At 45.4% G+C, this 25746-nt stretch carries 18 protein-coding genes; 11 read left to right on the forward strand and 7 right to left on the reverse strand.

Annotated elements, in window-relative coordinates; genetic code table 11:
• The first annotated feature begins 16 nt into the window (after positions 1-16).
• On the forward strand, positions 17-1606 hold the full coding sequence (locus NBH15_RS04630; RefSeq protein WP_128134150.1) for a RagB/SusD family nutrient uptake outer membrane protein: 1590 nt from the start codon (positions 17-19) through the stop codon (positions 1604-1606).
• A gap of 170 nt (positions 1607-1776) precedes the next feature.
• Here NBH15_RS04630 and NBH15_RS04635 read toward each other — a convergent pair whose 3' ends face one another.
• Positions 1777-2058, reverse strand: coding sequence for an HU family DNA-binding protein (locus NBH15_RS04635; RefSeq protein WP_128134149.1), 282 nt, complete (start codon positions 2056-2058; stop codon positions 1777-1779).
• A gap of 362 nt (positions 2059-2420) precedes the next feature.
• Between NBH15_RS04635 and NBH15_RS04640 the strand changes: the two genes are divergently transcribed.
• Complete coding sequence (locus tag NBH15_RS04640; RefSeq protein ID WP_128134148.1) at positions 2421-3584, forward strand: purple acid phosphatase family protein; 1164 nt, start codon at positions 2421-2423, stop codon at positions 3582-3584.
• Between the two features lie 109 nt (positions 3585-3693).
• Here the strand turns inward: NBH15_RS04640 and NBH15_RS04645 are convergent, their stop codons facing one another.
• From NBH15_RS04645 to NBH15_RS04660, 4 genes are all read right to left on the reverse strand, one after another.
• Positions 3694-5337: a RagB/SusD family nutrient uptake outer membrane protein gene (locus NBH15_RS04645; RefSeq protein WP_250822111.1), complete on the reverse strand. Its 1644-nt coding sequence runs from the start codon at positions 5335-5337 to the stop codon at positions 3694-3696.
• Between the two features lie 13 nt (positions 5338-5350).
• Positions 5351-8443 (reverse strand): TonB-dependent receptor, encoded by a 3093-nt coding sequence (locus NBH15_RS04650; protein ID WP_250822112.1) that lies wholly within the window; start codon positions 8441-8443, stop codon positions 5351-5353.
• Between the two features lie 309 nt (positions 8444-8752).
• Positions 8753-9658, reverse strand: coding sequence for a FecR family protein (locus NBH15_RS04655; protein WP_244050828.1), 906 nt, complete (start codon positions 9656-9658; stop codon positions 8753-8755).
• Between the two features lie 93 nt (positions 9659-9751).
• A complete protein-coding gene (locus tag NBH15_RS04660; protein ID WP_128134142.1) occupies positions 9752-10264 on the reverse strand; it encodes an RNA polymerase sigma factor in 513 nt (170 codons plus the stop codon).
• A gap of 213 nt (positions 10265-10477) precedes the next feature.
• On the opposite strand from NBH15_RS04660, the gene NBH15_RS04665 reads away from it, so the two are divergent.
• The 8 genes from NBH15_RS04665 (at position 10478) to leuB (ending at position 21047) form a co-directional block, all read left to right on the forward strand.
• The gene (locus tag NBH15_RS04665; RefSeq protein ID WP_250822113.1) at positions 10478-12655 is read left to right on the forward strand and encodes a glycosyl hydrolase; all 2178 of its coding nucleotides are present in this window, start codon (positions 10478-10480) and stop codon (positions 12653-12655) included.
• A 16-nt stretch (positions 12656-12671) separates the two neighbouring features.
• Positions 12672-14096, forward strand: coding sequence for an L-fucose/L-arabinose isomerase family protein (locus NBH15_RS04670; protein WP_244050829.1), 1425 nt, complete (start codon positions 12672-12674; stop codon positions 14094-14096).
• Between the two features lie 351 nt (positions 14097-14447).
• Positions 14448-15944, forward strand: coding sequence for a 2-isopropylmalate synthase (locus NBH15_RS04675; protein WP_128134140.1), 1497 nt, complete (start codon positions 14448-14450; stop codon positions 15942-15944).
• Between the two features lie 18 nt (positions 15945-15962).
• Positions 15963-17360, forward strand: coding sequence for a 3-isopropylmalate dehydratase large subunit (gene leuC, locus NBH15_RS04680; RefSeq protein ID WP_244050830.1), 1398 nt, complete (start codon positions 15963-15965; stop codon positions 17358-17360).
• A gap of 33 nt (positions 17361-17393) precedes the next feature.
• Complete coding sequence (gene leuD / locus NBH15_RS04685) at positions 17394-17984, forward strand: 3-isopropylmalate dehydratase small subunit (protein WP_128134139.1); 591 nt, start codon at positions 17394-17396, stop codon at positions 17982-17984.
• A gap of 1 nt (position 17985) precedes the next feature.
• Complete coding sequence (locus tag NBH15_RS04690; protein WP_128134138.1) at positions 17986-19497, forward strand: hydroxymethylglutaryl-CoA lyase-like TIM-barrel protein; 1512 nt, start codon at positions 17986-17988, stop codon at positions 19495-19497.
• Positions 19498-19515: 18 nt separating this feature from the next.
• Positions 19516-19962, forward strand: coding sequence for a methylglyoxal synthase (locus tag NBH15_RS04695; RefSeq protein WP_007654467.1), 447 nt, complete (start codon positions 19516-19518; stop codon positions 19960-19962).
• Positions 19963-19976: 14 nt separating this feature from the next.
• Complete coding sequence (gene leuB / locus NBH15_RS04700) at positions 19977-21047, forward strand: 3-isopropylmalate dehydrogenase (RefSeq protein ID WP_028726080.1); 1071 nt, start codon at positions 19977-19979, stop codon at positions 21045-21047.
• A gap of 354 nt (positions 21048-21401) precedes the next feature.
• Here leuB and NBH15_RS04705 read toward each other — a convergent pair whose 3' ends face one another.
• Positions 21402-22223, reverse strand: a complete 822-nt coding sequence (locus NBH15_RS04705; protein ID WP_128134137.1) for a tetratricopeptide repeat protein — start codon at positions 22221-22223, stop codon at positions 21402-21404.
• Between the two features lie 159 nt (positions 22224-22382).
• Here NBH15_RS04705 and NBH15_RS04710 point away from each other — a divergent pair, with 159 nt between their 5' ends.
• Positions 22383-23225 carry a mechanosensitive ion channel family protein gene (locus tag NBH15_RS04710; RefSeq protein WP_007654449.1) on the forward strand — a complete coding sequence of 281 codons (843 nt, stop codon included), beginning with the start codon at positions 22383-22385 and terminating at the stop codon, positions 23223-23225.
• 231 nt (positions 23226-23456) lie between these two features.
• Here the strand turns inward: NBH15_RS04710 and NBH15_RS04715 are convergent, their stop codons facing one another.
• Positions 23457-25670: a RelA/SpoT family protein gene (locus tag NBH15_RS04715; RefSeq protein WP_128134136.1), complete on the reverse strand. Its 2214-nt coding sequence runs from the start codon at positions 25668-25670 to the stop codon at positions 23457-23459.
• Positions 25671-25746 lie beyond the last annotated feature (76 nt).

Consider the following 25746-nt stretch of genomic DNA (forward strand, 5'->3'; position numbering starts at 1 on the left):
GTAAAAAATGATATTTATGAAACGATTTATAAATATATCCTTCCTGTCCCTGGTTTTTGCTGGTATGGCCCTGACCGGATGTAACGACGACCTGACAACCAGCTCCTATGTGAAAGTAAACGATGAAGATGTACTGGGGAATGTCTCTCAGTTGGAAAAAGTATTGACTTCAGCTTATAAGCAGCTGTATTTTAATACCGATAAAGGCGACCGTGTGTATGCTGGCCTCCCCGGATTCCAGATGTATGTCGATGCGAGTGGTCCCGACGTGATCAGCCATACCAATATGGGAGGTGATCAGGTAACAGCATACCAGTATTCCAACTCAAAAACACAGGCTGACGGAAATGCCTCAAAAATCTGGTCGATGTGTTATAATGTGATCAACCGTGCCAATATCATCCTGACCAATGTGGATGCCGCCGCCGGTGATGAAACACAGAAAAAACATATCAAAGGTCAGGCGTTGGCAATGCGTGGAATCCAGTATTTCCATCTGATCCAGAATTACCAACAGACCTATGTGATAGCCAAAAGCAAGCGTGGCGTGATTCTGCGTACCTCTTCTGATGACGAATCCCATAAAGGTTTTTCTACCGTGGAGGAAATCTATACCCAGATTGTGTCCGACCTGACGACGGCTAAAACATTGCTTGCCGATTATAATCCGGACGATATGTGGCTGATCAACTCTAAAATATGTTCGGGAATCCTGGCCCGTGTTTACCTGGTCATGCAGAACTGGGACGGTGCCTACAACGAAGCCAAGATCGTCTACGACCAGCACAGCCAGTTGATGACCCGCGAACAATACCGTTCCGGTTTCGACGATATGATCTCCGGCAATTATGCGGAAGTGGTATGGGCCATGAAATATACAGCCGATAATAACCTGGGCGGTAGTACGCAGTTCAACTTCTGGTACAACCAGGATGCCAGCTACGGCGAGGGTTATGCTGACGGTCCTATCTACTCGTTCCTTGACTACTTCGTGGATGAGCAGTTTGTGAAACTGTTTGAAGAAAAAGAAGACCGTTATCAGTTTTGGAAACGTACGAACAATGCGAATACGGAAATCAATACAAAATGGGCTTTCGATAAGTATAAACACTATGGTGAAGACGGCGGAAGTGTTATCCAAAGCGCCACCCGTCCGGAAGTCTGCCTGATGCGCGGAGCCGAAATGCTGCTGATCATGGCCGAAGCTGCCGCCCAAAAAGGTAACTCCGGTGAGGCCCTGAATCTGCTGAACCGTTTGCAGGTGGCGCGTAATGCTACCCCGACAACCAATGCCGGCGGTGATGCGTTGTTGGAAGACATCTATGTGGAACGCCGCAAAGAATTGATCTGTGAAGGACAGGCAGGTTTCTATGACCTGGTGCGCCTGCAAAAGAGATTGGTCCGTATCGGTGAATCAACTACCAATCCTGCCGGCCATTATGTCTGGGGAATGCAGTATCTGAACGGATATAATGCGCTCGATCCGCAACCGATAGGCACTTTGGAAGCGAATGATTATCGTTTCTTCTGCCAGATCCCTCAGATGGAAATCCTGAACAATGATGCGATCTCCGAATCGGATCAGAATCCTTGGAGCGGACAATAAGCAGATCATATTTACCTGAAAACCCGTTTTAAACGAGCACAAACTTCGTTTAAAACGGGTTTTTTCTCGTTTTAAACGGGGTTACAGTCCGTTTAAGACGAATTTCATCTCGTTTAAAACGAGATTTTTGCGACATCTACCTTTAGATGATGAATGTATCGGTATTCTTTTTATTTTTTACCGTTTATAGCTTCCAACAAGAATTTGCCCGGTTTGAATTTTACGGTTGTTCTTGCCTTGATCCGTACCGGAGTGCCGGTCTTTGGATTACGCGCCATCCGGCTACTTTGCGGTCTGGGAATCAACGTCCCGAAGCCAATAAGGACTATTTCTTCATTTTGGGACATTTTTTCAGTCACGATCTCTATATAAGATTCCAGGACTTTTTTTGCTTTTTGTTTATTCAATCCGGACTTTTCAGCTAAAGCCACAATGAGTTCTGCTTTGTTCATAGGTATTTTTTTTATGATTAATGATTCTGCAAAGCTAATGAAAAGACCTATTATTATTCAAGACTTCTCGAATTATTTCTTTTATTTTACATAAATATGAACTTGTTTATCTGTTTCTACGCTCTTTTAAGCTTCGCACCCGGTAAATGAATCGACTGAAAGCCAAAATGACTGTCAACTGTCAACTTCAGAACTGAACCAAATTCTTTTGGTATAGTTTAATCTGTCATAAAAGAAGAGGCGTGTCTGCGAAGGTGTACTTCTTTCCTGTAGATAACGGGATTTAATCCCGGTAGGGTTTGCCGGAATAAATGAAGAATGTATCTTTGTAGGAGATCGTTAACAACTTAAAAAGATATACCATGAATAAAATCAGTTTACTGTTTATTTTGTCTGTATTAATCACTTTTTCTGCATATGCCCAGGATGATATAAAGATAACGCATGCCCCTTATCTGCAAAATCTGGGAGAAAATGAAGTCACTATTGTATGGACTGCGAACAAGCCTTCGATCGGCTGGGTGGAACTGGCGCCTGATGACGGAACTCATTATTATCAGACAGAACGTCCGAAGTTCTTTAATGCGAAGAATGGCATCAAGCTGACCTCCACTGTCCATTCTGTGCATCTGACAGGGTTAAAGCCCGGCACACGTTATCGCTACCGGGTGTATTCGCAGGAAGTGTTAAGCCATGTCGGTTGGCGGGTGATTTACGGGAATGTGGCGGCAACGTCTGTTTACGGCAAGCAACCGCTGACGTTCCTGACCAGCGATCATAGCAGGCAATCCGTGAATTTTGCCATGGTCAACGATATCCACGGAAAAAGCGATTTGCTGGAAAAACTGATTTCCCATTGTGATCTGAAAAAGACCGATATGTTTCTGTTCAATGGCGATATGGTCTCTATTTTCAATAATGAAAAGGAAATATTCGAAGGCTTTATGGATAAGGCAACCGAACTTTTCGCCTCCGAGATACCAATGTACTATACCCGTGGAAACCATGAAACCCGCGGTTCCTTTGCTACCGCATTCCAGGACTATTTCTCTCCGAAACAGGAGCATATCTATTACATGTTCCGCCAGGGACCTGTCTGCTTTGTTATCCTGGACAGTGGCGAAGATAAGCCGGATTCGGATCTTGAATATGCCGGCATAACGGTCTATGACCAGTATCGTACGGAACAGGCGGAATGGTTGAAGAAGGTACTTGAAAGCAAGGAGTATAAAGAAGCACCGTTTAAGGTCGTTGTCTGCCATATGCCTCCGTTTGGCGGTTGGCACGGTGAACAGGAAGTTGCCGAAAAGTTTATCCCCTTACTCAATAATGCCGGTGTCGATATCATGCTTTGCGGCCACCTTCACCGGTATATGCGGAATGAACCGAAAGACGGTGTCCGTTTTCCGGTTATCGTAAACTCCAACAATACGGTGTTGAAAGCGGAAGCAGGCGCAAAAGAATTAAACATCAGGATACTGGACATGGAGGGGAAAGAGGTGGATATGCTGACAATAAATAAGTAAAAGATAACTCCTGATATAAATTATCCCCAACAAACAGTGTAGGTGCTGCTTGTTGGGGATTTTTGTTGTTCAATTGGTTAAGAGAGTTTTCTTCATACTATAATATACATTAGTCTTTGCCTACATATCCTTGGTTTTGCTTTAAATTCGGATTGGCAAGAATTTCGCTTTCCGGTATCGGCCAGACTTCGTTTTTGTTTTTGCGGAACTGCCGTATTTCTATCTGCACCTTTTTGCCGGTTGCGGGATTTACTGCTCCGTATATAGGGCCATTCATTGTCTGTTCGCCAATATCCCATCTGCGGATGTCCATGTAGCGGGCACCTTCGAAAGACAGTTCGATACGACGTTCCCGGCGATATAATTCACGTACTTTGGCTTCGCTGTTATATTCGGCGGCAGTAACCTGTATCTGACCGGCACGTTTTCTTATATCATTTATATACTTTAATACATCCGGGTTATTGTATTGTCCGGTTTCGATCAAACACTCTACGTAATTAAGCAAAATTTCGGCATACCGGATGATCATGTGGTCGTTTCTTTGACTGGTCCTGTCTTGTGGATCATAGAACTTCTTCAGCATGAAACCACTGCGCGATGCATTTGGCCTGCCGACGGCTTCAGGTCCTTCTCCCCATGGATCGTAGGTGTATTGCTCAAAAGTTGTATTGTCGTAAGGCATAACAATAGTCGCATAAAGACGTGGATCACGGTTATTATTATACAGAGGATCTTTAGAATAAATATCCAGTGAGTCTGGTCCTAATTCTTGCAAGGTTTTTCCTTGCTTGGTTTCGAATGTGTTAACGAAGTCGAGTGTGGGCCATGAGGTACATTGCTGTCCCAATCCTGGTCCGGAAAAACGGAAATAAGCCTCTTTGCATCCGGCTGGTTTGATAAGTATCCGTTCTTTATTGGAGCCGTCCATGCTGACTGTCCGAAATAGATCTCTGAAATTTTTGCCAGGATCGTCATCTTCCGCTGTTGTATAGAATAGTTCATATCTTCCGCTATTTATAATTTCAGCCGCAGCCTGTCTGGATACTTCGTAACGTTTGGCATTTAAGGCAACAATCGATTTAAGAGATAAGGCTACAGCTTTATCCATTCTGTCTTTTTTTGCATCCTCATATTTGAAGGGTAGGTCTTCAATAGCCAACGCACGGTCTAATTCAGCCAGAATAAAATCGACAACCGCTTCAGGTGTAGAACGTTCCATATAATTCTCGTTAGGAGATAAAGCATGATCAACGACGGGGATGCCTTCTTTATATCCGAAATATTTGAATAATTCCCAATGATAATATGCACGTAAAATGATTCCTTCCGCACGCATTCGTTCTTTTTCACTCGGATCGATAAAGTATGCTTTGTCCATATTTTCGAGCAAACGGCAGCAGTTCCGGATATTCTTGTAATAGGATGTCCACACATCAGAAATACCACCAAAAGAGTTGGGACTATCGGAGGTAATAGTGCTGTTTCCGATGGTGGTTATAAAACCTCCGAAATCAGCTCCATGATAAGTGTTGTCTGTAAATCCTTCGTAATGGATGATTGAGGCATAAGGTGCTGTATAATGCAGGGAGCCGGAGGGTAGTGAATAGCAAAGATTCAAGGCTGCTCCCACTTCACTACTGGTTTTCCAGAAAGCATCGTCGGTAGCACCGAAAGGATTATCCCGTGTCAGAAAGTCGCTGCAACTGGATAGTAAGACTGTAAGACTCAATAATAAATATGTATTTTTCATATCTGTATTCCTTTTAAAATGAAATATTTATACCTGCGGAATATGTTTTTGACAGAGGATAAGTACTGTCTCCTCCTCTGGCTTCAGGGTCAATCTTGTTTTCTTTAGCTATTGTAAACGGATTCTGAAGATTTACAAAGAAGCGCAGATTGGATACCCAGTATTTATTGCTAAAAGAAGAAGGGACCGTATATCCTACCTGGATATATTTTACCCGGCAGTAGCTGGCATCAAAGTACCAGAAATCAGATGATTTGCCGTTTTCGCCGGAGGTTGGTGTCAAGCGTGGAAAACGGGCGTCCGGATTATCTTTTGTCCAATAGTCCAGATGGAATGTCTGTGGAGTGGCAGCATTGCCAATCGGATCGGAAAAGGCTCCTCCGTAGTAGGCATCAACTCCCGATACGCCTTGTAGCATGATCTCAAAATCAATATTTTTCCAGTTCAGACTCAGGTTTGCGAAGTAGTTGAAATCAGGTTCTCCGTTTCCCATAACTTTACGGTCGTTAGCCGTGATCATATTATCACCGTCAAGGTCCATATAACGGATGTCTCCGGGCTGTTGTCCGTCTATGATTACAATGCCTTCTTTGGGGATGTAACTTCCGTCACTTTGCTGAATGAAATCGCTTTCCTGTAATAATCCGTTCGACACATACCGGTAATGGCTGCTCAACGCATGTCCTTCTTTGTCGATATGGCTACCGCCGTCATAAGGACCTCCGGGTAGTTTCTCAATCTTATTTTTATTACGGGATATACCTCCGAATGCTGAAACTTTCCAATCCCCGAAGGTTTGCATATAATTCATACTGAATTCCCAACCTCTGTTTCTTATTTCTCCGGCATTGATATCCGATTGTCCGATACCGCCGACAGATGATAAAGGCGGTCTTAAAATAATGTCTGAGGTTAGTTTGTCGTAATAATCGAAGGTGATATCTATCATATTATTGAAAATGCTAAAGTCGACACCAGTGTTGAACATGGATACCTTTTCCCATGAAATATCCGGATTTCCGAAAATAAGTTCGGAGCCGTTGTTCGGATCGATCGTACTTTGGTATTTATAGGCGCCGATATTCTCGTTTCCCAATAATCCGTATGAACCTCTTAGTTTTAGATTGTTTATCCATTCAACCTCCTTTAAAAAAGCCTCTTTATTCACATTCCATCCGATAGCTCCGGACGGGAACCAACCGAACTTATTTCCGGGACCAAAACGTGACGATCCGTCACGGCGGATAGTTGCTTCAAACAAATAGCGTTCGTCGTACGTATAATTGGCTTTAGCCAGTAATGATTGCATGGCATATTCATCCCACACGCCGCTGTTGTTTAATTCGGCATTTACTCCGGCAATGACAAACAGCCGGTGTTTTTCATTAAACGTTTTAGTATAGTCAACGGTTCCCCCTATATAGTAATAGCTGGAACGCCATGTGGAGGAAGGCTGAAAGTTACCCCATGTGGCAATAAGCTGTCCGTTATCGTAATCGAAAAAGTTGACTGCACGACGGTCTCCTTTGGTTGCACCGCTGTTTACTTGGTAACTGAATTGTCCGGCCAGGTTTAAACCGGGTATTATTCCCCATTTGGGTTGCAGGTTGACACTGATATTATCTGTCAGGTTCTCGGTAAAACCTCCTTTTTCAATTTGTGCCAGCGGATTTCTCATGCTTGAACCGTAATTCCCATAGTATTCATTGGGGTCTCCTTCCCGCTGCAGATATTTACCCACGATAGTAGGAGGTGTCCAGTACAGCAAGCTAATAGGATTGAATGCTCCGGTAGCTCCGTCCACACTACATTTATGCTGTGTTCCGCGAATCACATTCAGGTCAACGCCTACTGTGATATTCTCACGTAAACTGACGGTGGTATTTGCGCGGAGGTTCAGACGATCGTATGTGAAATCTTTGACAAAACCAGTCTGCGACATATAATTACCTGTAATGGCAAAACGGGCAATGCTGCTACCTCCGTAAACGGATACCGAATGGTTTTGTATCGTTGCATTTTTCCATAACAAATCCGTCCAGTCGGTATCGGGGTATTTGTATGGATCGCTTTGGTCGATTGTCTTTTGTATCGCATCTTCCGAATAAACCGGGTCGCCTCCATTATTCTTGTGGGCTTCGTTCATCATTCTCATGTAAGTCGGGGCATTTACAAAATCAGGCATATAGGTTGCTTTTTGCACGCCACCGTATCCATTGTAACTGACTTTGATTTTGCCGGGCTGGCCCCTTTTCGTTTTTACCACGATAACTCCGTTTGCTGCACGGGCTCCATAAATAGCTGCCGCCGCCGCATCTTTTAAGACAGTGACACTTTCAATCGTTGTGGGATCGAGGTTGTCCATATTCATAGGGATACCATCCACCAGGACCAGTGGAGACAGGTTACCCATCGTAACGCCTCTGATCTTTATTATTGCCGCATCTCCACCCGGCAGGCCGGTCGATTGTGTGACGGTAATTCCTGTCACACCACCTTGCAGCGCCTGTGATAATGAAGTGATCGGTTTGTTATTGAGTGTTGCATCCAGTTTAACCTGCGAGATAGAGGAAATGCTGTTTAGTTTACGTTCTTCTGTGAAACCGGTTACGATCACCTCTTCCAAAGCACTTATATTTTCGGCCAATGAAATGATCAGGTTCGACTGATGACGCTTTACCACATATTCGACAGGTTTGTAACCGACATACGAGAAGATCAGAATATCATCCCGTTGGGCTTCGATATGGAAAAGGCCGTCCAGATCGGTGGCTACGCCCTGGTTAGAACCTTTTATCTGGATAGTAACACCCGGCAGGGGAGAAGGCGGCTCCTGCTTATCGAATACCTGGCCTTTTATTGATATTTTATTGCTGGCCTGTTGATTCTTAGGTTCTGCTTTGTAAAGAATAATATGTTTGTTCTCGATCTTATAGCTGATGTTTTTGTCAGTTAACACTTTGTCTAAAATACTTGAAACAGTCTCCTTCCGGGCGGAAACTGAAACTTTGGGACTTAGGTCGATTTGGGAATCCTCGTAGAAGAAAGAATATTCGCTGCTTTTTTTTATAACTGAGAGAACTTCTTCTATGCTTGCATTTTTCATGGTAAATGAAAATACCTTGGTTTGCGAATATGTTTCCGCTGAAACATATAAAGCGCAACAGATTAAATAAAAGGCTGTAATTCTCATAATTCGCTTCAATTTAAGACAATAAATGCCTGAAACGAGATGCTTGTCTTGTTTTTTTTCATACTTTTGTGAAGAAATTTAATTGCTAATTAAGTTTACGTGTTTGCTTCGGCAAACGCAGAGAATAGGGAATATGGAGGTATTTCCTATTCTTTTTTTTAATGAAGTTATACCATAGGCGATATTAGATTAGGTTTATATTCTGATTACTTTACTGCTATCTCATCTGATCGTGATAATATTATCTTTTTTCTGATAATTCAGCTTACTACTTATTTTTAGGATATTCAATATTTCATCGATTGATTCTCCCCGTATGAACTCACCGGTAAAGTGGCGGGAGGCCACATCCGGATTCTCAATGATAAATGTTACACCAAACCCTCTTTCCAATGTCTGGGCGAATTCAGGGAATGGGGTAGAGTGAAAAGAATACTTTCCGCTCCTCCACATAGTAGCCACTAAGGGATCTACCTGCTTGGTCGAAAATGTATTCATTTGTTTATTGAAGGTTACACAGTCGTTAGGCTTCATATCGAGTATCTGATTCGAGGCGGAATGTTTCACTTGTACGCGGCCTTCTTCCAGTATTGTTTCTACCGACATATCGTTTGCATAAGCTTTCAGGTTGAATTTGGTTCCTAAAACTTTAACTTCGATAAGTTCGGTGTTAATTAAAAATGGTTTCTTTGCATTCTTCGCAATCTCAAAATAACCTTCTCCGGTGAAAGACACTTCACGTGTATCTCCTGTGAACTGCCGGGGATATTTCAAGTCGGATCCTCCATTCAAAAATATTTTACTGCCATCGGACAATAATACCGAATCGCGTACTCCTTTGGGGGTGGATATTTCGATCCAGGCTATTTGTTCACTACTATGACTGCCTGTCAAAAGGTTATATCCGATGGTAAATAACACGAGCAGGGAAGCTGCAATCGACACAAAAAGGATTCTTCGTTCTTTTTGTTTTTTTCGTTGCTGTATTTGTATAAATATTTTATCCTGAACACTCCTTTTTCTTTTCCGAATCGCTTCCGGGTCTGCCTGGCTGCGTATTTGTCCGGCCAGCTTATCGGTAAGTTGTTCTTCGGGTAGACCCTTCCATGATTGTTCTTGATTGTTCATAATTCTACGTTTTTATATATAGAATCCGGAAACAATCATTTATGCCTAAAGGAAAGTTGGTGTTTAGTATTTGTTAACTAATATGTATGTTTACTATTCATTTATGTAATGTCTGACAATCTCTGTCAGTTTCTTTTTAGCAATGATTTGTTGAGCTTGCACTGTCTTTTCAGAAATACCCAGGATATCGGCTACTTCTTTGTATTTAAGATTCTCTTCCTTCAACATTAGGAAGATCAGTTTACATCGTTGGGGGAGTTGATTCAGTGCGTTTTCTATTATCCCTGTCATTTCGCCCGAATGCAGGAGAGACTCCGGAGTGGTTGAATCGATGCTTAAATGGATATGCAGATATTCGATATATTCTTCAAAATGATTTTGTTTGTTTAGAAACTTCAGGCATCTGTTCTTGACGGATGTAAAAAGATAAGAGTTGAGGTTGTCTATTTTTTTCAATGTATCCCAGTTCTCCCAAATAGCAACAAAGACATCGGCCAGTATATCTTCACAATCTTCATGATCAGGTACAAAATGAAGGGCAAAACGAAATAAACGTTCATATTGCTGTTCATATAGAATCGTGAAAGTATTATACTTTTCGGTCATTGTATCAGAGTAAAATCGAGTATATTATTAGAGGTTGACTCTTTAGAGGACAAATATAAATTATAATCTTATACAAACCAATCCCCCTTCCGGCTGAACTATCAAAAATAGGAAGAATAGAATCAGTTTTGAAAATAACCTGTTGAAGCAGAGGTTCTATATTTGTGCAATCATAAAAACGGTAATCATTGTATAACCTAAATAGAATCTTTAATGAAAGGTATTTTCTTTGTCATATGTATGTGTTTTGTCTCGTTTGGAGTATCTGCCCAGGTCAGTGAGTCGGCTTTTGTAAATCCAGAGAATAAATACAAGCCTGTTCCTTTATGGTTTTGGAATAATGCGACGGTCAATGAAAACGAATTGCTGGACCAATTCCGTCAGATGATCCGAAAAGATGGGTATGGCGGTTGTGCAATCCTTCCTTTTGGGCAAGATTTCAAACCTGAATATCTATCTGACGATTATTTCAATCTTTATGGCAAGATTATAGAGGAAGCCAGGAAGCTGGATGTGCATATGTCCCTGTATGATGAGTATGGCTTTCCGAGTGGAAGTATGGGAGCCATCAATGCGGATGGGGTACCTCGTTTTATGAACAAATATCCGAATGCCACAATCAAGCGGCTGGATAAAGTGGAGTATAAAGTAGCTGCCGGCGAATCATTCGAGCAGGTCGTTCCTGCCGGAAAACTGATGTCGGTCGTTGCAATGGACACGCTGACGAAGCATCGGATTTCACTGAAACAACATATCCGTTCCGGCAAACTCAACTGGAAAGTTCCGGAAGGGGCCTGGAAGATCATGTTTTTCGTCTGTGTGAAAGATGGCGATCCGAATGTGGATTATCTGGACCCAGAAGCCGTCAGGCTGTTTGTAAAAGAAACTCATCAGGCATATTATGACCGTTTCTCTCCCTATTTCGGGAATACGATCATAGAAACTTTTTTCGATGAACCGACCCTGTACCGGGCTAAGGGACGTATCTGGACAGACGCGTTTAACGACAAATTTATCTCCCGTTACGGGGAATCCCCCGAATTGTTGTATCCGGCATTATGGTATGACATCGGGGAGGAAACGCAATCTGCGCGAAACCGTCTGTTTGGCTTGCGTGCCCATTTGTATTCCGAAGGTTTTATGAAAATAATCGGTGAATGGGCTTCTGCCCATGATATTTACTCTACCGGCCATCAGGATCAGGAAGAGATTGCGAATCCGGTGGGTACTTCAGGTGACTTGATGTTGTGCGGGAAATATATGGGGATTCCCGGTATTGACAAGATTGGCGGAGGCCGTCCGACCGAATTGTTTTATAAAGTGGTTTCTTCTTCTGCCTATAACTGGGACAAACGCCAGGTAATGTCCGAAACATACGGTGCTATGGGGAATATCAGTGTAAAAGAGCTTTACCACATAGCCATGGAACAATATACGAAAGGGGTCAATACGCTTATCCCTCATGCTGTCTGGTATAACGATCAGCATGTTACTTTTCTGCCTGAGTTATCTTGGCGGAACGAACTATACCGGGACTCACTTCCGGCATTTAATAAGTTCCTGTCACGTCTCAACTATATTTTGCAGCAGGAAGGAAGACATGTTGCCGATATAGCAGTCCTTTACCCGATCGAATCTCTTCAGGGAGAACATGTGATGGACGGGGAACTGGGATTTTATGAAGGCGGGGTAATGATCCCGAATACGGATTATACACATGTCTCGGCTTTATTGACTGATACTCTCGGGCGTGATTTCACTTATCTGCATCCGGAGGTCTTGTCTACAAAATGCCGTGTGAAAAAAGGACTGTTGCACCTCGATAATCAGGTGAACAAAGAAACTTTCCGGTTGATTATTATTCCCGGAGTAAAAACAATATCGTTAACGGCTTTACGACAGGTCGAGTCTTTCTTTAAATCCGGGGGGAATGTCATATTTACAACCCAGTTGCCGGAAAAATCGGTAGAACCGGGACAGGACAAGGAGGTGAAAGAGATCATTTCCCGTATATTAGGTGTGAATGCTTCCTACGCAACTGCGGGTAAAGCCTTTTTCGTAGAGAAACCAGGACCGGATGCATTAAAGACAGCAATCGAAGATTCCTATCCTGTTCCTGATGTGGCCTTTGAAGCAGGGCATGAATTGAATTACATACATAAGGAACTGAAAAATCAGTCTGTTTATTATTTTGCCAATTTGAAAGATCAACCCTATCAGGCAAATGTCGTGTTGCGGGGGAAGCTGAAACCTGTCTTATTGAACCCTCATACCGGACAGCGGATGAAGGTGGCATATGAACATAAACGTGTTTCCGGTATGGAAACGACAACGGTTACATTACCGATAGAAAGGCATTCGTCCGTATTCCTTATTGATAACATTTTATAATAGAAAAATAGATACCATGAAAACAGGAAAAACTAAAATCGGCCTGATTGGACTGGGCCTGGATACGTATTGGCCCCAATTTGAAGGATTATACACACGTCTTTGCGGATACCAGGACTGGATCGCATCGGAGATGTCCCGTCGGGACACTGAAGTCGTTAACGCCGGAATTGCTGATAACCCGGTAAAAGCTGTTGAGGCAGCGGAAGATCTGAAGAAGGAAGAGATCAGCCTTCTGTTTGTCTTTATTTCTACCTACGCTTTATCTTCGACGGTCCTTCCGTTGGCCCAGCGTGTGAAAGTCCCGGTTATTCTCTTGAATATCCAGCCCGTTGCGGCAATCGACTATGAATATATAAACGGCTTGGGTGACAGGGGAAAAATGACAGGTGAATGGCTGGCACATTGCCAGGCCTGTTCCGTACCTGAATTTGCTAGCGTGTTCAACCGCGCCGGTATTCCTTATGAAATCGTAAGCGGCTATTTGCAGGAAGAATATGTGTGGAAGCAGATAAACGGCTGGATCGATGCCGCCCGTGTGGTAAATGGGATGAAGAATAACCGCATGGGAATCCTGGGCCATTATTATTGCGGGATGCTCGATGTGTATACCGACTTGACCCGGCAGTCGTCTGTTTTCGGTACGCATGTGGAAATCGTGGAGATGTGCGAACTGAAAGCCTACCGTGACAATGTTACCGATGAAGATGTAAAAGACAAACTGGATGAATTCAATGCTTGTTTTGAGATTGACGAGCAATGCGAAGCCGGTGAGCTGGAACGTGCCGCCCGGACATCCATAGCCCTTGACAGGCTGATCGATGCGCACGACCTGGGTTCGATGGCCTATTATTATGAAGGCTATGCCGGAAATGACTATGAGAATATCGTGACTTCCGTCATTGCCGGGAACACGTTGTTGACCGGACGCGAGATCCCTGTTGCCGGCGAATGTGAAGTGAAGAATGTACAGGCAATGAAGATCATGTCTTTGTTGGGAGCAGGCGGCTCTTTTTCTGAATTTTATGCCCTCGATTTCAAGGATGATATCGTTATGCTGGGGCATGACGGTCCGGCTCATTTTACCATAGCGGAAGGAAAAGTCCGGTTGGTGCCGCTTCCGGTTTATCATGGCAAACCGGGTAAAGGATTGTCTATCCAGATGACGGTCAAACATGGCCCTGTTACTTTGTTGTCCGTCTGCGAAGGGAAAGACGGCGTTTTCCTGCTGGCAGCCGAAGGAGAATCGGTGGAAGGACCGACTTTGAAGATTGGAAATACGAACAGCCGCTATCGTTTTGCTTGTGGTGCCCGTGCTTTTATCGACGCATGGAGCAAGGCAGGCCCTTCCCATCATTGTGCGATAGGGCTTGGACATCAGGTAGATAAACTGGAGAAAATCGCATTCCTGCTGGATATACCGATTATCAGGGTAGGATAGGTGGGAGACTGCTATAGGAAGGGAGTTTGAGTAATGATTTATTAATTCGAAAGCCTTTCCTCTTTCAGTTTATAAGATAATATGTGTAAAAAATATCGTTTTATATTTGGTGGTTTAGAAAAAGGCTGTATCTTTGCAGCGTTAAATAAAAATGACAATGAAACAGAACATAGCAAATAGTCTCATTATTTCTCTAAACATTATTCTACTCTGGGAACGGGATAGGAAGTGAGACTGTACGTGCTTTTCTGATGCATGAAGATATTAAAGAGCCTTTCTCACTTCCTTGTGAGAGAGGCTTTTTTTATGAATGAACAAAAGAATATTAACAAATTTAAGACGATAAGAACTATGTCAGACAGATTATTTATTTTCGACACCACATTACGGGATGGTGAGCAAGTGCCAGGTTGCCAGTTAAACAGTATTGAAAAGATTCAGGTTGCCAGAGCACTCGAAGAGCTGGGCGTCGATGTGATTGAGGCTGGATTCCCTGTATCGAGTCCGGGCGATTTCAACAGTGTGGTTGAAATATCCAAGGCCGTTACCTGGCCGACTATCTGTGCTTTGACCCGTGCGGTTGAAAAAGATATAGATGTGGCTGCCGAAGCATTGAAGTTCGCCAAACGCGGACGTATCCATACCGGTATCGGTACTTCCGATTACCATATCCGTTATAAGTTCAACTCCAACCAGGACGAGATACTGGAGCGTGCCATCGCTGCCACCAAGTATGCCAAAAGATATGTGGAAGACGTAGAATTCTACTGCGAAGATGCCGGACGTACGGACAATGCCTATCTGGCACGTGTCGTGGAGGCGGTGATCAAAGCGGGTGCAACCGTTGTGAATATCCCGGATACGACCGGTTACTGTCTGCCTGACGAATATGGCGCAAAGATCAAATATCTGATGGAACATGTGGACGGCATCCAGCATGCAATCATCTCCACTCATTGCCATAATGACCTGGGTATGGCAACTGCCAATACCGTGCAGGGGGTCCTGAACGGTGCCCGTCAGGTGGAAGTGACCATCAACGGTATCGGCGAACGTGCCGGTAATACTTCGCTGGAAGAAGTAGCCATGATCTTCCGCAGCCACAAAGAACGTGGTATCGAAACCAATATAAACACAACCAAAATCTATGGCATCAGCCGTACGGTTTCCAGCTTGATGAACATGCCGGTTCAGCCGAACAAGGCGATTGTCGGACGTAATGCTTTCGCCCATTCTTCCGGTATCCACCAGGACGGTGTATTGAAAAACCGTGAAAGCTATGAGATTATCGACCCGAAAGATGTCGGTATCGACGATAACGCAATCGTATTGACTGCCCGTAGCGGACGTGCCGCATTGAAACACCGCCTGAGTGTTTTAGGTGTGGAACTGGACCAGGAAAAACTGGATAAGGTATATCAGGAATTCCTGAAACTGGCTGACCGCAAGAAAGATATTAATGACGACGACGTGTTGATGTTGGCCGGAAAAGACCGCACAGCCATGCACCGTATCAAACTGGAATATTTGCAGGTTACATCGGGTGTCGGTTTACAGTCTGTCGCCAGCGTCTGCTTGAATATCGCCGGTGAGAAGTTCCAGGCTGCCGCTGCCGGTAACGGCCCTGTCGATGCTGCCATCAAAGCCGTGAAGTCGATTATCCATCGTACGATGACCATCCAGGAATTTCTCATCCAGGCTATTAATAAAGGTAGCGACGACATGGGTAAAGTCCATATGCAGGTGGAATACGACGGAAACAATTACTACGGTTTTGCTGCCAATACCGATATCATCGCTGCTTCCGTAGAAGCCTTTATCGACGCAATCAACAAGTTCGTAAAATAACATAATACATAATTAGCAATGAGCAAGACATTATTCGAAAAGATTTGGGAGAAACATGTGGTGGATACCCTGCCCGACGGAACGATCCAGTTTTACATCGACCGTCTGTTCTGCCATGAAGTAACCAGTCCGCAGGCATTTGCGGGGTTACGTGCCCGTGGCCTGAAGCCCTTCCGACCGGAGCAGATTACTTGTATGCCGGACCATAATATTCCGACATTGAACCAGGAGAAACCGATCGAAGACCCTGTTTCCAAAAACCAGGTGGATACATTGGAAAAGAATGCGAAGGATTTCAACCTGACTTATTACGGTCTGCAACACCCCAAAAACGGTATTATCCATGTAGTAGGACCGGAAACTGGCCTGACTCAGCCGGGTATGACGATCGTTTGCGGTGACTCTCATACTTCTACCCACGGTGCCATGGGTGCAATTGCTTTCGGTATCGGTACCAGCGAGGTAGAAATGACATTGGCTACTCAGTGTATTATGCAGCGCAAGCCGAAGACGATGCGTATCACCATCGACGGCCGGCGCAAACCGGGTGTAACGGCAAAAGATTTCGCCCTATACATTATAAGTAAGATGACGACAGGCGGCGCTACCGGTTATTTCGTTGAATATGCCGGCGAAGCTATCCGCAACACAACGATGGAAGAACGTCTGACCATCTGCAACCTGTCTATTGAAATGGGTGCTCGCGGTGGTATGATCGCTCCCGACCAGGTCACTTTCGACTATCTGAAAGACCGTGAATTTTCTCCCCGTGCCGAAGCCTGGGAAAAGAAACTGGCTGAATGGCGTGAACTGTACAGCGATCCCGATGCTAAATTCGACAAGGAAATCGTTTTCCATGCAGAAGATATCGACCCGATGGTTACATACGGAACCAATCCGGGAATGGGAATGGGCATCCGCGAAAACATCCCGACGATGGAGAGCGTAGACGAAGCCGGCCGTATCTCTTATAAGAAATCTCTGGACTATATGGGCTTCACCGCCGGTGAACCTGTATTGGGCAAAAAGATCGACTATGTCTTCCTGGGAAGTTGTACGAACGGCCGTATCGAGGATTTCCGTGCTTTTGCCTCCCTGGTGAAAGGAAAGAAAAAGGCCGACGATGTGATCGTATGGCTGGTTCCGGGCAGCTGGCAGGTGGAACGCCAGATCCGTGCGGAAGGTATCGATAAGGTGTTGACGGAAGCTGGTTTCGAACTGCGTCAGCCGGGTTGCTCGGCTTGCTTGGCCATGAATGAAGATAAGGTTCCGGCAGGCAAATATGCCGTATCTACTTCAAATCGTAACTTCGAGGGCCGTCAGGGACCGGGTGCACGTACCATCCTGGCCGGACCGTTGGTTGCAGCGGCTGCGGCAGTGACGGGTAAGATCACCGATCCGAGAGATTTAATGTAATAAGATTACGAACTGAAAAATCAAGAGAACGAAATGAAAGAAAAATTCACGATAGTAACATCGACCTGTGTCCCCCTTCCTTTGGAAAATGTCGACACAGACCAGATCATCCCGGCCCGCTTCCTGAAAGCGACCACACGCGAGGGTTTCGGAGATAATCTTTTCCGCGACTGGCGTTATGACAAGGCCGGTAACCCTAATCCCAACTTTGTATTGAACCAGGATACTTATAAAGGTCAGATTCTTGTTGCCGGGAAGAACTTCGGTAGCGGTTCCAGTCGCGAACATGCTGCCTGGGCGATTGCCGGATATGGTTTCCGGGCGGTAGTCAGCAGTTTCTTCGCCGATATCTTCAAGAACAATTCGATGAACAACGGCCTTGTTCCGGTTGTTGTTTCTCCGGAGTTCCTGGCGGAGATATTTGCTTCTGTCGAAGCCGATCCGGAAGCAACGTTGACAATCGACCTGCCCGCGCAGACAATTACCAACAACGCAACCGGCAAAAGCGAATCCTTTGACATCAATGCCTATAAAAAAGATTGCCTGGTAAATGGCTTGGACGATATCGATTACCTGCTGGCTAATAAGTCGAAGATAGAAGCGTACGAAGCAAATAGAAAGTAAGATGGTAGAAATAATGGATACAACCCTTCGGGACGGGGAACAAACATCGGGTGTCTCTTTTGCGGCTCACGAAAAGCTCAGTATTGCGCAGATGCTGTTGGGGGATCTGGGAGTAAACCGCGTGGAGATTGCCTCTGCTCGCGTATCGGACGGAGAGTTCGAAGCCGTGAAGCGAGTGGCTGCCTGGGCCGAACGTACCGGAAATCTGCATAAGCTCGAAGTATTGGGCTTTGTGGATGGCGACGCCTCGCTCAACTGGATCGAATCGGCCGGTTGTCGTGTGGTAAACCTTCTCTGTAAAGGTTCGTATAAACACGTAACCGAACAACTCCGCAAATTGCCCGAACAGCATATTGCAGATATCCGTTCTGTTGTATCGCTGGCTACCGAAAAAGGTATTGAGGTTAATATGTATCTGGAAGACTGGTCGAACGGGATCAAAAACTCCCCCGATTATGTCTTCCAGCTGATCGATGCGTTGAAAGACCTGCCGATCCGACGTTTTATGCTGCCTGATACGTTGGGTATCCTGAATCCGGGCAATACGTACGAGTTCTGCAAACAGATGCTCGAACATTATCCCGGGCTTCATTTTGATTTCCATGCCCACAACGATTACGACCTGGCGGTAGCCAATGTCTATTCGGCAGTCCGGGCAGGAATACACGGTGTCCACACCACGATCAACGGTCTGGGCGAACGAGCGGGAAATGCACCGCTCAGCAGTGTGATCGCTGTGATAAAAGATCATCTGAACGGTCAGACCAGCGTGCGGGAAGAGAAGATCAATGCCGCAAGCCGCCTGGTCGAGACCTATTCCGGCATCCATATCGCCCCGAACCGTCCGATCATCGGTGAACATGTCTTCACGCAATGTGCCGGCGTCCATGCCGATGGCGATAGCAAAAACAACCTGTATTGCAACGACCTGATCCCCGAACGTTTCGGCCGTGTCCGCGAATATGCCCTCGGAAAGACTTCCGGCAAGGCGAATATCCGCATGAACCTGGAATCGTTGGGAATCGACGTGGACGACGAGTCCATGCGCAAGATCACCGAAAAGATCATCGAACTGGGTGACAAGAAGGAAATGGTGACGACGGAAGACCTGCCTTATATCATCAGTGATGTCCTTCACCATGATACAATGGCAGACCAACGTATCCGTATATTAAATTATTCCTTATCTTTGGCGCAGGGACTGAGGCCGGTAGCCACGCTGAAAATAGAGATCGACGGCGAGGCATACGAGGAATCCGCATCCGGCGACGGCCAGTACGACGCGTTCGTCCGTGCCCTTCGCAAGATTTATTCCGATCTGGGCCGCCCGTTCCCGATGCTGACGAACTATTCCGTATCCATTCCCCCCGGAGGTCGTACCGATGCCTTTGTGCAGACGATCATCAGCTGGAATTATGCCGGGATAGATTTCAAAACCCGCGGCCTCGATGCCGACCAGACGGAAGCCGCCATCAAGGCGACGCTGAAGATGCTGAATAAGATTGAACAATAAATATAGGAGGTATTAGTTATGAACAGAAAACTGACCATTGCGCTGGTAGCGCACGACAATCGTAAAGCTGACATGGTAGAATGGGCTGTACACAATGCAGAATTCCTTTCCCACCATCTTTTAGTATGTACCGGTACAACCGGCGGACTGATACGTAATGCTTTCGACGAGAAAGGTATTGCTGCCGAAGTAATCTGTATGCATTCCGGGCCGTTAGGTGGTGATGCAGAAATTGCCGCCATGGTGGTACGCAAGGAGGTGGATCTGGCGGTCTTCCTGATCGATGACCTGAACGCGCAACCGCACGAGGCTGATATTCAGATGTTGCTTCGCCAGTGTCGTGTTCATAATGTACCCATTGCTTGTAACCGTTACAGTGCCGACCTGATGATTACGAGCACCCTGTGGGACGATGATAGCTACGTCCCTATGGAACCCAAATATGTGCTATTTAAAAGAGACTAAAATAACAAACTGAAATGAAATTAAACATCGCAGTCCTTCCCGGCGACGGTATCGGTCCCGAGATTGTAGAACAAGGCATGAAAGCCGTTAAAGCCGTATGCGAAAAATATGGCCACGAACTAAGTTACAAACACGCTCTGGTGGGAGCGGTTGCCATCGATGAGACCGGCAACCCGTATCCGGATGAAACGCACGAACTTTGTATGCAGAGCGACGCCGTTTATTTTGGTGCGATCGGTTCTCCGAAATATGATAATAACCCTTCCGCAAAGGTACGCCCCGAACAAGGACTGCTGGGAATGCGCAAGAAACTGGGACTTTTTGCCAATATCCGCCCGGTGACAACGTTCCCGTCGCTGTTGCATAAATCTCCGCTTCGTGCCGAACTGATCGAGGGAGCAGACTTTATGTGTATCCGCGAATTGACAGGCGGTATGTATTTCGGTCGTCCGCAGGGTAGAAGCGAAGATGGAAACACGGCTTATGATACCTGTGTTTATACCCGTGAAGAGATCGAACGTATCGTTCGCCTGGCTTATCAGTATGCACAGAAACGCCGCAAGAAAGTAACGGTAGTCGATAAGGCGAATGTGTTGGCTACTTCTCGTCTGTGGCGTCAGGTAGCACAGGAGATCGAAAAGGAATATCCGGATGTGGAGACAGAATATATGTTTGTCGACAACGCCGCTATGCGTCTGGTTCAATGGCCGAAGAGTTTCGACGTGATGGTTACCGAAAACATGTTCGGTGATATCCTGACAGACGAGGCTTCGGTAATTACCGGTTCATTAGGCATGCTGCCTTCTGCTTCTATCGGTGTGCATACTTCCGTGTTCGAACCGATCCACGGTTCTTATCCGCAGGCTGCCGGAAAGAATATAGCCAATCCGCTGGCTACTATCCTAAGTGCCGCCTTAATGTTCGAATATGCTTTCAACCTGATGGAAGAAGGTGCATTGATCCGCGAAGCCGTTGCTGCTTCCATGGATGCCAATATTGTAACCGAAGATATCGCTGAAAATGGCAAAGCCTACAAGACCAGCGAAGTAGGGGACTGGATTGCTGAATATATTGCGAAAAAATAATAGGTTTGGAATTTATCAAATATGAATGTAGCGTCGTTGGTAAGGGCGGTTCGCGAACCGCCCTTACGGTGTCAATGTAAGCCTGTAAGGCTTTAACAAACCAGCCCAGGGTTCTAACCCTGGGTTTATGAAAACTTACTCCTGCCTTTCCGCCCTGTAGGGGCGGTACAAGATAAATATCAACCCTTTCTACCTTGTTGCACCCCTACAGGGTGCCTCAAAAAGAAAAGGATTCAAAGGAACCCAGGGTTAGAACCCTGGGCTAGTTTGTTACAGGCCTACAGCCTGAAGACACCGTCACTAACTGGCTCATCCTATAATTGGCAGATAGCTCAAAACTTTCTAAATAGATTCTTATTTTGTCATCTTCATCAACTCGTCAATGATTGTTTGGTCATAGCCCATTTCCTGTGCTTTCAGGAAATCTTTTGCGGCGGATTCTTTTTCATACTGGGCCAGCTTCACTTTCCCTCTCAGCACATACAGGGAAGCGCTGGGAGTACTTTCAATAAATACCTTGTTAATATCTGCCATGGCGCGGGCGTTCTTGCCCATCATGAAGTACACATCGGCACGACCTTCATACAACAGCCAGTCACGGGGCATCTGGCTGATCAGGTAGTTGAAGATTCTTTCACTTTCCTCATAGTTACCACGCATCTTTTCAAGAATGGCATGTCCCAGACGGGCACGGACGGACTTTTCGTTCATTTCAAGTATTTTATCGAAATCCTGCTCCGCCCAGATATAATTCTTCTTTTGGATATAGATCAGTCCGCGACAGTAAAGAGCCTCTTCGTTTGTCGGTTCCACGATCAGTAAGGCATCGTAATCATTCAGCGCTTTCTCCGTTTCTCCCAACTCGGAGTAGAGAGAGGCGCGGTTCTCCAGGATAGTCGGATTGTTGGGACGTCCGCTGAGTGCGGCCGTATAGGAAAGCAGCGCATCTTGGAGCTTGCCCTGGCGGCGCTGGATACTTCCGAGGTTTGTCAACAAGGCATAGTTCATAGGGTTTCCCGGCTCCAGACGCATGGCGGCCCTCAGGCTTTCTTCGGCAGACACCAGATCTTTCTTATCCAGAAAGTCGTAACTTTTTTCAATCAGTTCCTCATACGATTGGGCAAAACAGTTAGTTGTTGCCAGGATAAAAGTGATGAATATCAGCAGTAATCTCATTCTCTTGTTTTTATCTGTTATTTGATCGTCGCAAAGCTACGCAAATATCTTGTTCTGCCGCCGGATTAAAAAAACTTTATACCTTTGCCACATTTTATAAGACTTTTCGATGCTTTGATTGTTATAAGATAAAAGTGTTTAATTAAAATAGATAGAAATATGATATTATTAGATGTGTTGGCATCCAATCCGAAATTGGAAGGTTTTATCAATTCCCTGATAGAGCAGGGTAGTCATTTAGGGTGGACAATTATTAAAGCTATCATTGTTTTCGTTGTAGGACGGTTTATTATCCGCATGATTAACAAACTTGTTCGCCGTATTTTAACGAAACGTGATTTTGATCCGTCTGTTAAAACATTTGTAGGAAGTCTGGTGAATGTTACGTTGATGATCCTGTTGATCATTTCCGTTGTAGGGGCGTTGGGAGTACAGACGACTTCATTCGCAGCATTGCTTGCTTCTGCCGGTGTCGCTATCGGTATGGCGTTGAGCGGAAACCTGTCGAACTTTGCCGGCGGGTTGATTATCCTTTTGTTCAAGCCGTATAAGGTGGGCGATTATATCGAATCGCAGGGTGTAGGCGGTACGGTGAGGGAGATTCAGATTTTCCATACTATTTTGCTTACGGCAGACAATAAAAATATTTTTATTCCGAACGGCTCATTGAGCAGCGGGGTGGTAACCAATATCGGTAATGAGCCGACGCGTCGTGTGGAATGGACTTTCGGTGTGGAATACGGGAGCGATTACGAGCATGTTAAGAGAGTGATCGAATCCGTTCTTGCACAGGATGCACGTGTTTTGAACGAACCGGCTCCTTTCATAGCCTTGAGTGCGCTGGCCGATAGCAGTGTCAATGTCGTTGTGCGTGTATGGGTAAAAAGTTCCGATTACTGGGGCGTTTATTTTGATACCAATAAAGCTATTTATGCAACCTTCAATGCTGAAGGTATCGGGTTCCCGTTCCCGCAACTGACGGTGCATCAGGCAAAAGACTGATTTTGTCCTTAAAATAAATCTTTTTGTTCAATAACCGTTGGGGTTCGTCTGACGGGCGGTAATACGTTTAATAGTTGAACAAAAAGATTTATCTTTGTCTATCAATTTAAAAGTGAATAACAGAAAATGTTTTTAAGGTAAAAATACAAAGAACTTTATTTTATTACTTTAGTATTAATTATTTGATTGTAAAAAAAGAAAAAGGCTCGACCGTTATGGCGAGCCTTTTTTTTATGAATTCAGGCGGTCTACCGTCTTGACTCCTTTGACTGATTTTATTTTCTTGACCAGCATATTCAGCGAATTGGTATCTCTCACCAGTACGGCAAAGTTACCCTGGAATATCCCGTCTACCGAATCTATGTTCAACGAACGGAGCGTGACGCCATTCTCTTTTCCGATCACCGAGGTGATGTTGGTGACGATCGCGATATCGTCCCTACCGACAACGCGAAGGGTTACCACATATCCGTTGTCGCCTTTTCCGCTCCATTTTGCACGGATGATGCGGTAACCGAAACGGCTGAACATCTCCTGCGCGTTCGGGCAATCCATCCGGTGGATCTTGATGCCCTGGGTAGAAACGAATCCGAATACTTCGTCGCCATAGATCGGGTTGCAGCATTTTGCCAACTTGTATTCAATCCCTGTCAGGTTCTTGTCGATTACCAGAACATCCTTGTTGGTGGATATTTCCTCCACTTCGGTGGTCGTGATGTATTCGCCGGCACTGCGGGTTTCCGAACGGTCGTTGGTCTCGGTTTCCTTGCGGACAAACTCCTGATATTCATCGATCACATTGTTCGGGTCGAGGCGTTCTTCGGCTATTTCGATGTAGAAGTCGGTGACGGTCTTGAATCCTTTCTTCTTGATGTAACGCATCAGATGAGGTTCTTCCATCTCGATCTTCCGGTTTTTGAAACGGCGTTGGAGCATCTCCTTGGCAAAGTCGACCGCTTTGGCTGTCTCTTCACGGAGGGCCTGCTTGATCTTTACACGGGCTTTGGAGGTGATGACGATGTTCAGCCAGTCGCGTTTAGGCGTCTGGGCTGGAGAGGTGATGACCGAAACCGTATCTCCGTTGTTCAGTACATATTTAATAGGTACGTTCTTTTCATTTACCTTGGCGGAAACGCATTTGCATCCCAGCTTTGAATGGATGGCAAAGGCAAAGTCGAGCACGGTGGCCCCTTTCGCCAGTTTGATCAGTTCGCCGGTCGGTGTGAAGACATAGATTTCGTCCTTATACAGGTCCATCTTGAAATCCTGCATCAGGTCGAGCGGGTTGTTCTCCTTCTCTTCCAGGGCGGCACGTACGGTATTGAGGAATTCGTCCAGTCCGCTTTCGGCTTTCACGCCTTTGTATTTCCAGTGAGCTGCCAGTCCGCGTTCAGCGATCTCATCCATCCGGCGGGTACGGATCTGCACTTCCACCCATTTGTTTTGCGGGCCCATGACCGTGATATGCAGGCTCTCGTATCCATTCGTCTTCGGAATGGAAATCCAGTCTTTCATACGGTTGGGGTTCGGCTGGTACATGTCGGTAATGATCGAATATACCTGCCAGCATTCCGAACGCTCTTTTTCAAGCGGAGTATCCAGCACGACACGGATCGCGAACAGATCGTATATACCTTCAAACTCGATCTTCTGCTTTTTCAACTTGTTGTTGATCGAGTGGATGGATTTGGTACGTCCTTTGATATCGAACTGTAAGCCGGTTTCCTGCAACTTTTTCTTGATAGGTGCAATGAATTCGGCTATATAAATGTCGCGTGAACGTTTGGTCTCGTTCAGCTTTTTCTTGATGAAATCATACTGTTTGGGATCGGTGTATTTCAGCGACAGATCTTCGAGTTCGCTCTTTATCGTATATAACCCCAGGCGATGGGCCAGGGGAGCATACAGATATGAAGCCTCGGTGGCGAGCCGCAGGCGGTCGTCCTCTTTCAACTGTTTGCCCAAGCGCATCAGGCAGAGGCGGTCGGCAATCATAATCAGTATCACCCTGACGTCTTCTGCAAAAGAAAAGAGCAGGTGATGGAAGTTCTCAGAATTGACGGCCGTATTGCGGGCATACAGATCGGAAGTCTTCAGCAGGCGCTGAATGATCAGCGTGACATCTGCGTCGAACGTCTTTTCGACCTCTTCCAGTGTAATAACCTTTTTCAGCACCGGGCGATAGAGCAGGAGGGCGATGACCGAAGTCCGTTTCAGCCCGATCTCCGTTGTTGCGATCAGTGCAGTATTAATATTGCGAATCAATCCGTTGATGCCGTTCTTGTCTCTTCCGTAACAGTCGAGTGCGACAACGCGCTGCATCAACTCTCTCATTTTCCGTATATCCTCTCTATGTAAAAAGGAGTAGAGGCTACGTACCAATTGTCTGTATTTTGAGAAGAAATCTTTTCTTTCTTCTTCCGTAAAGAATGGTTGTATGTCCATAGTTGCATCTTCTTTTTTACTGCCCATTTGAGGACAGGCGGTAAAACATACTGTAAAAGTATCTTTTTTCCTCGAA

Origin of the sequence: Parabacteroides caeci, assembly GCF_023656795.1 — a bacterium.
In the GTDB taxonomy this organism is placed as follows: domain Bacteria; phylum Bacteroidota; class Bacteroidia; order Bacteroidales; family Tannerellaceae; genus Parabacteroides; species Parabacteroides segnis.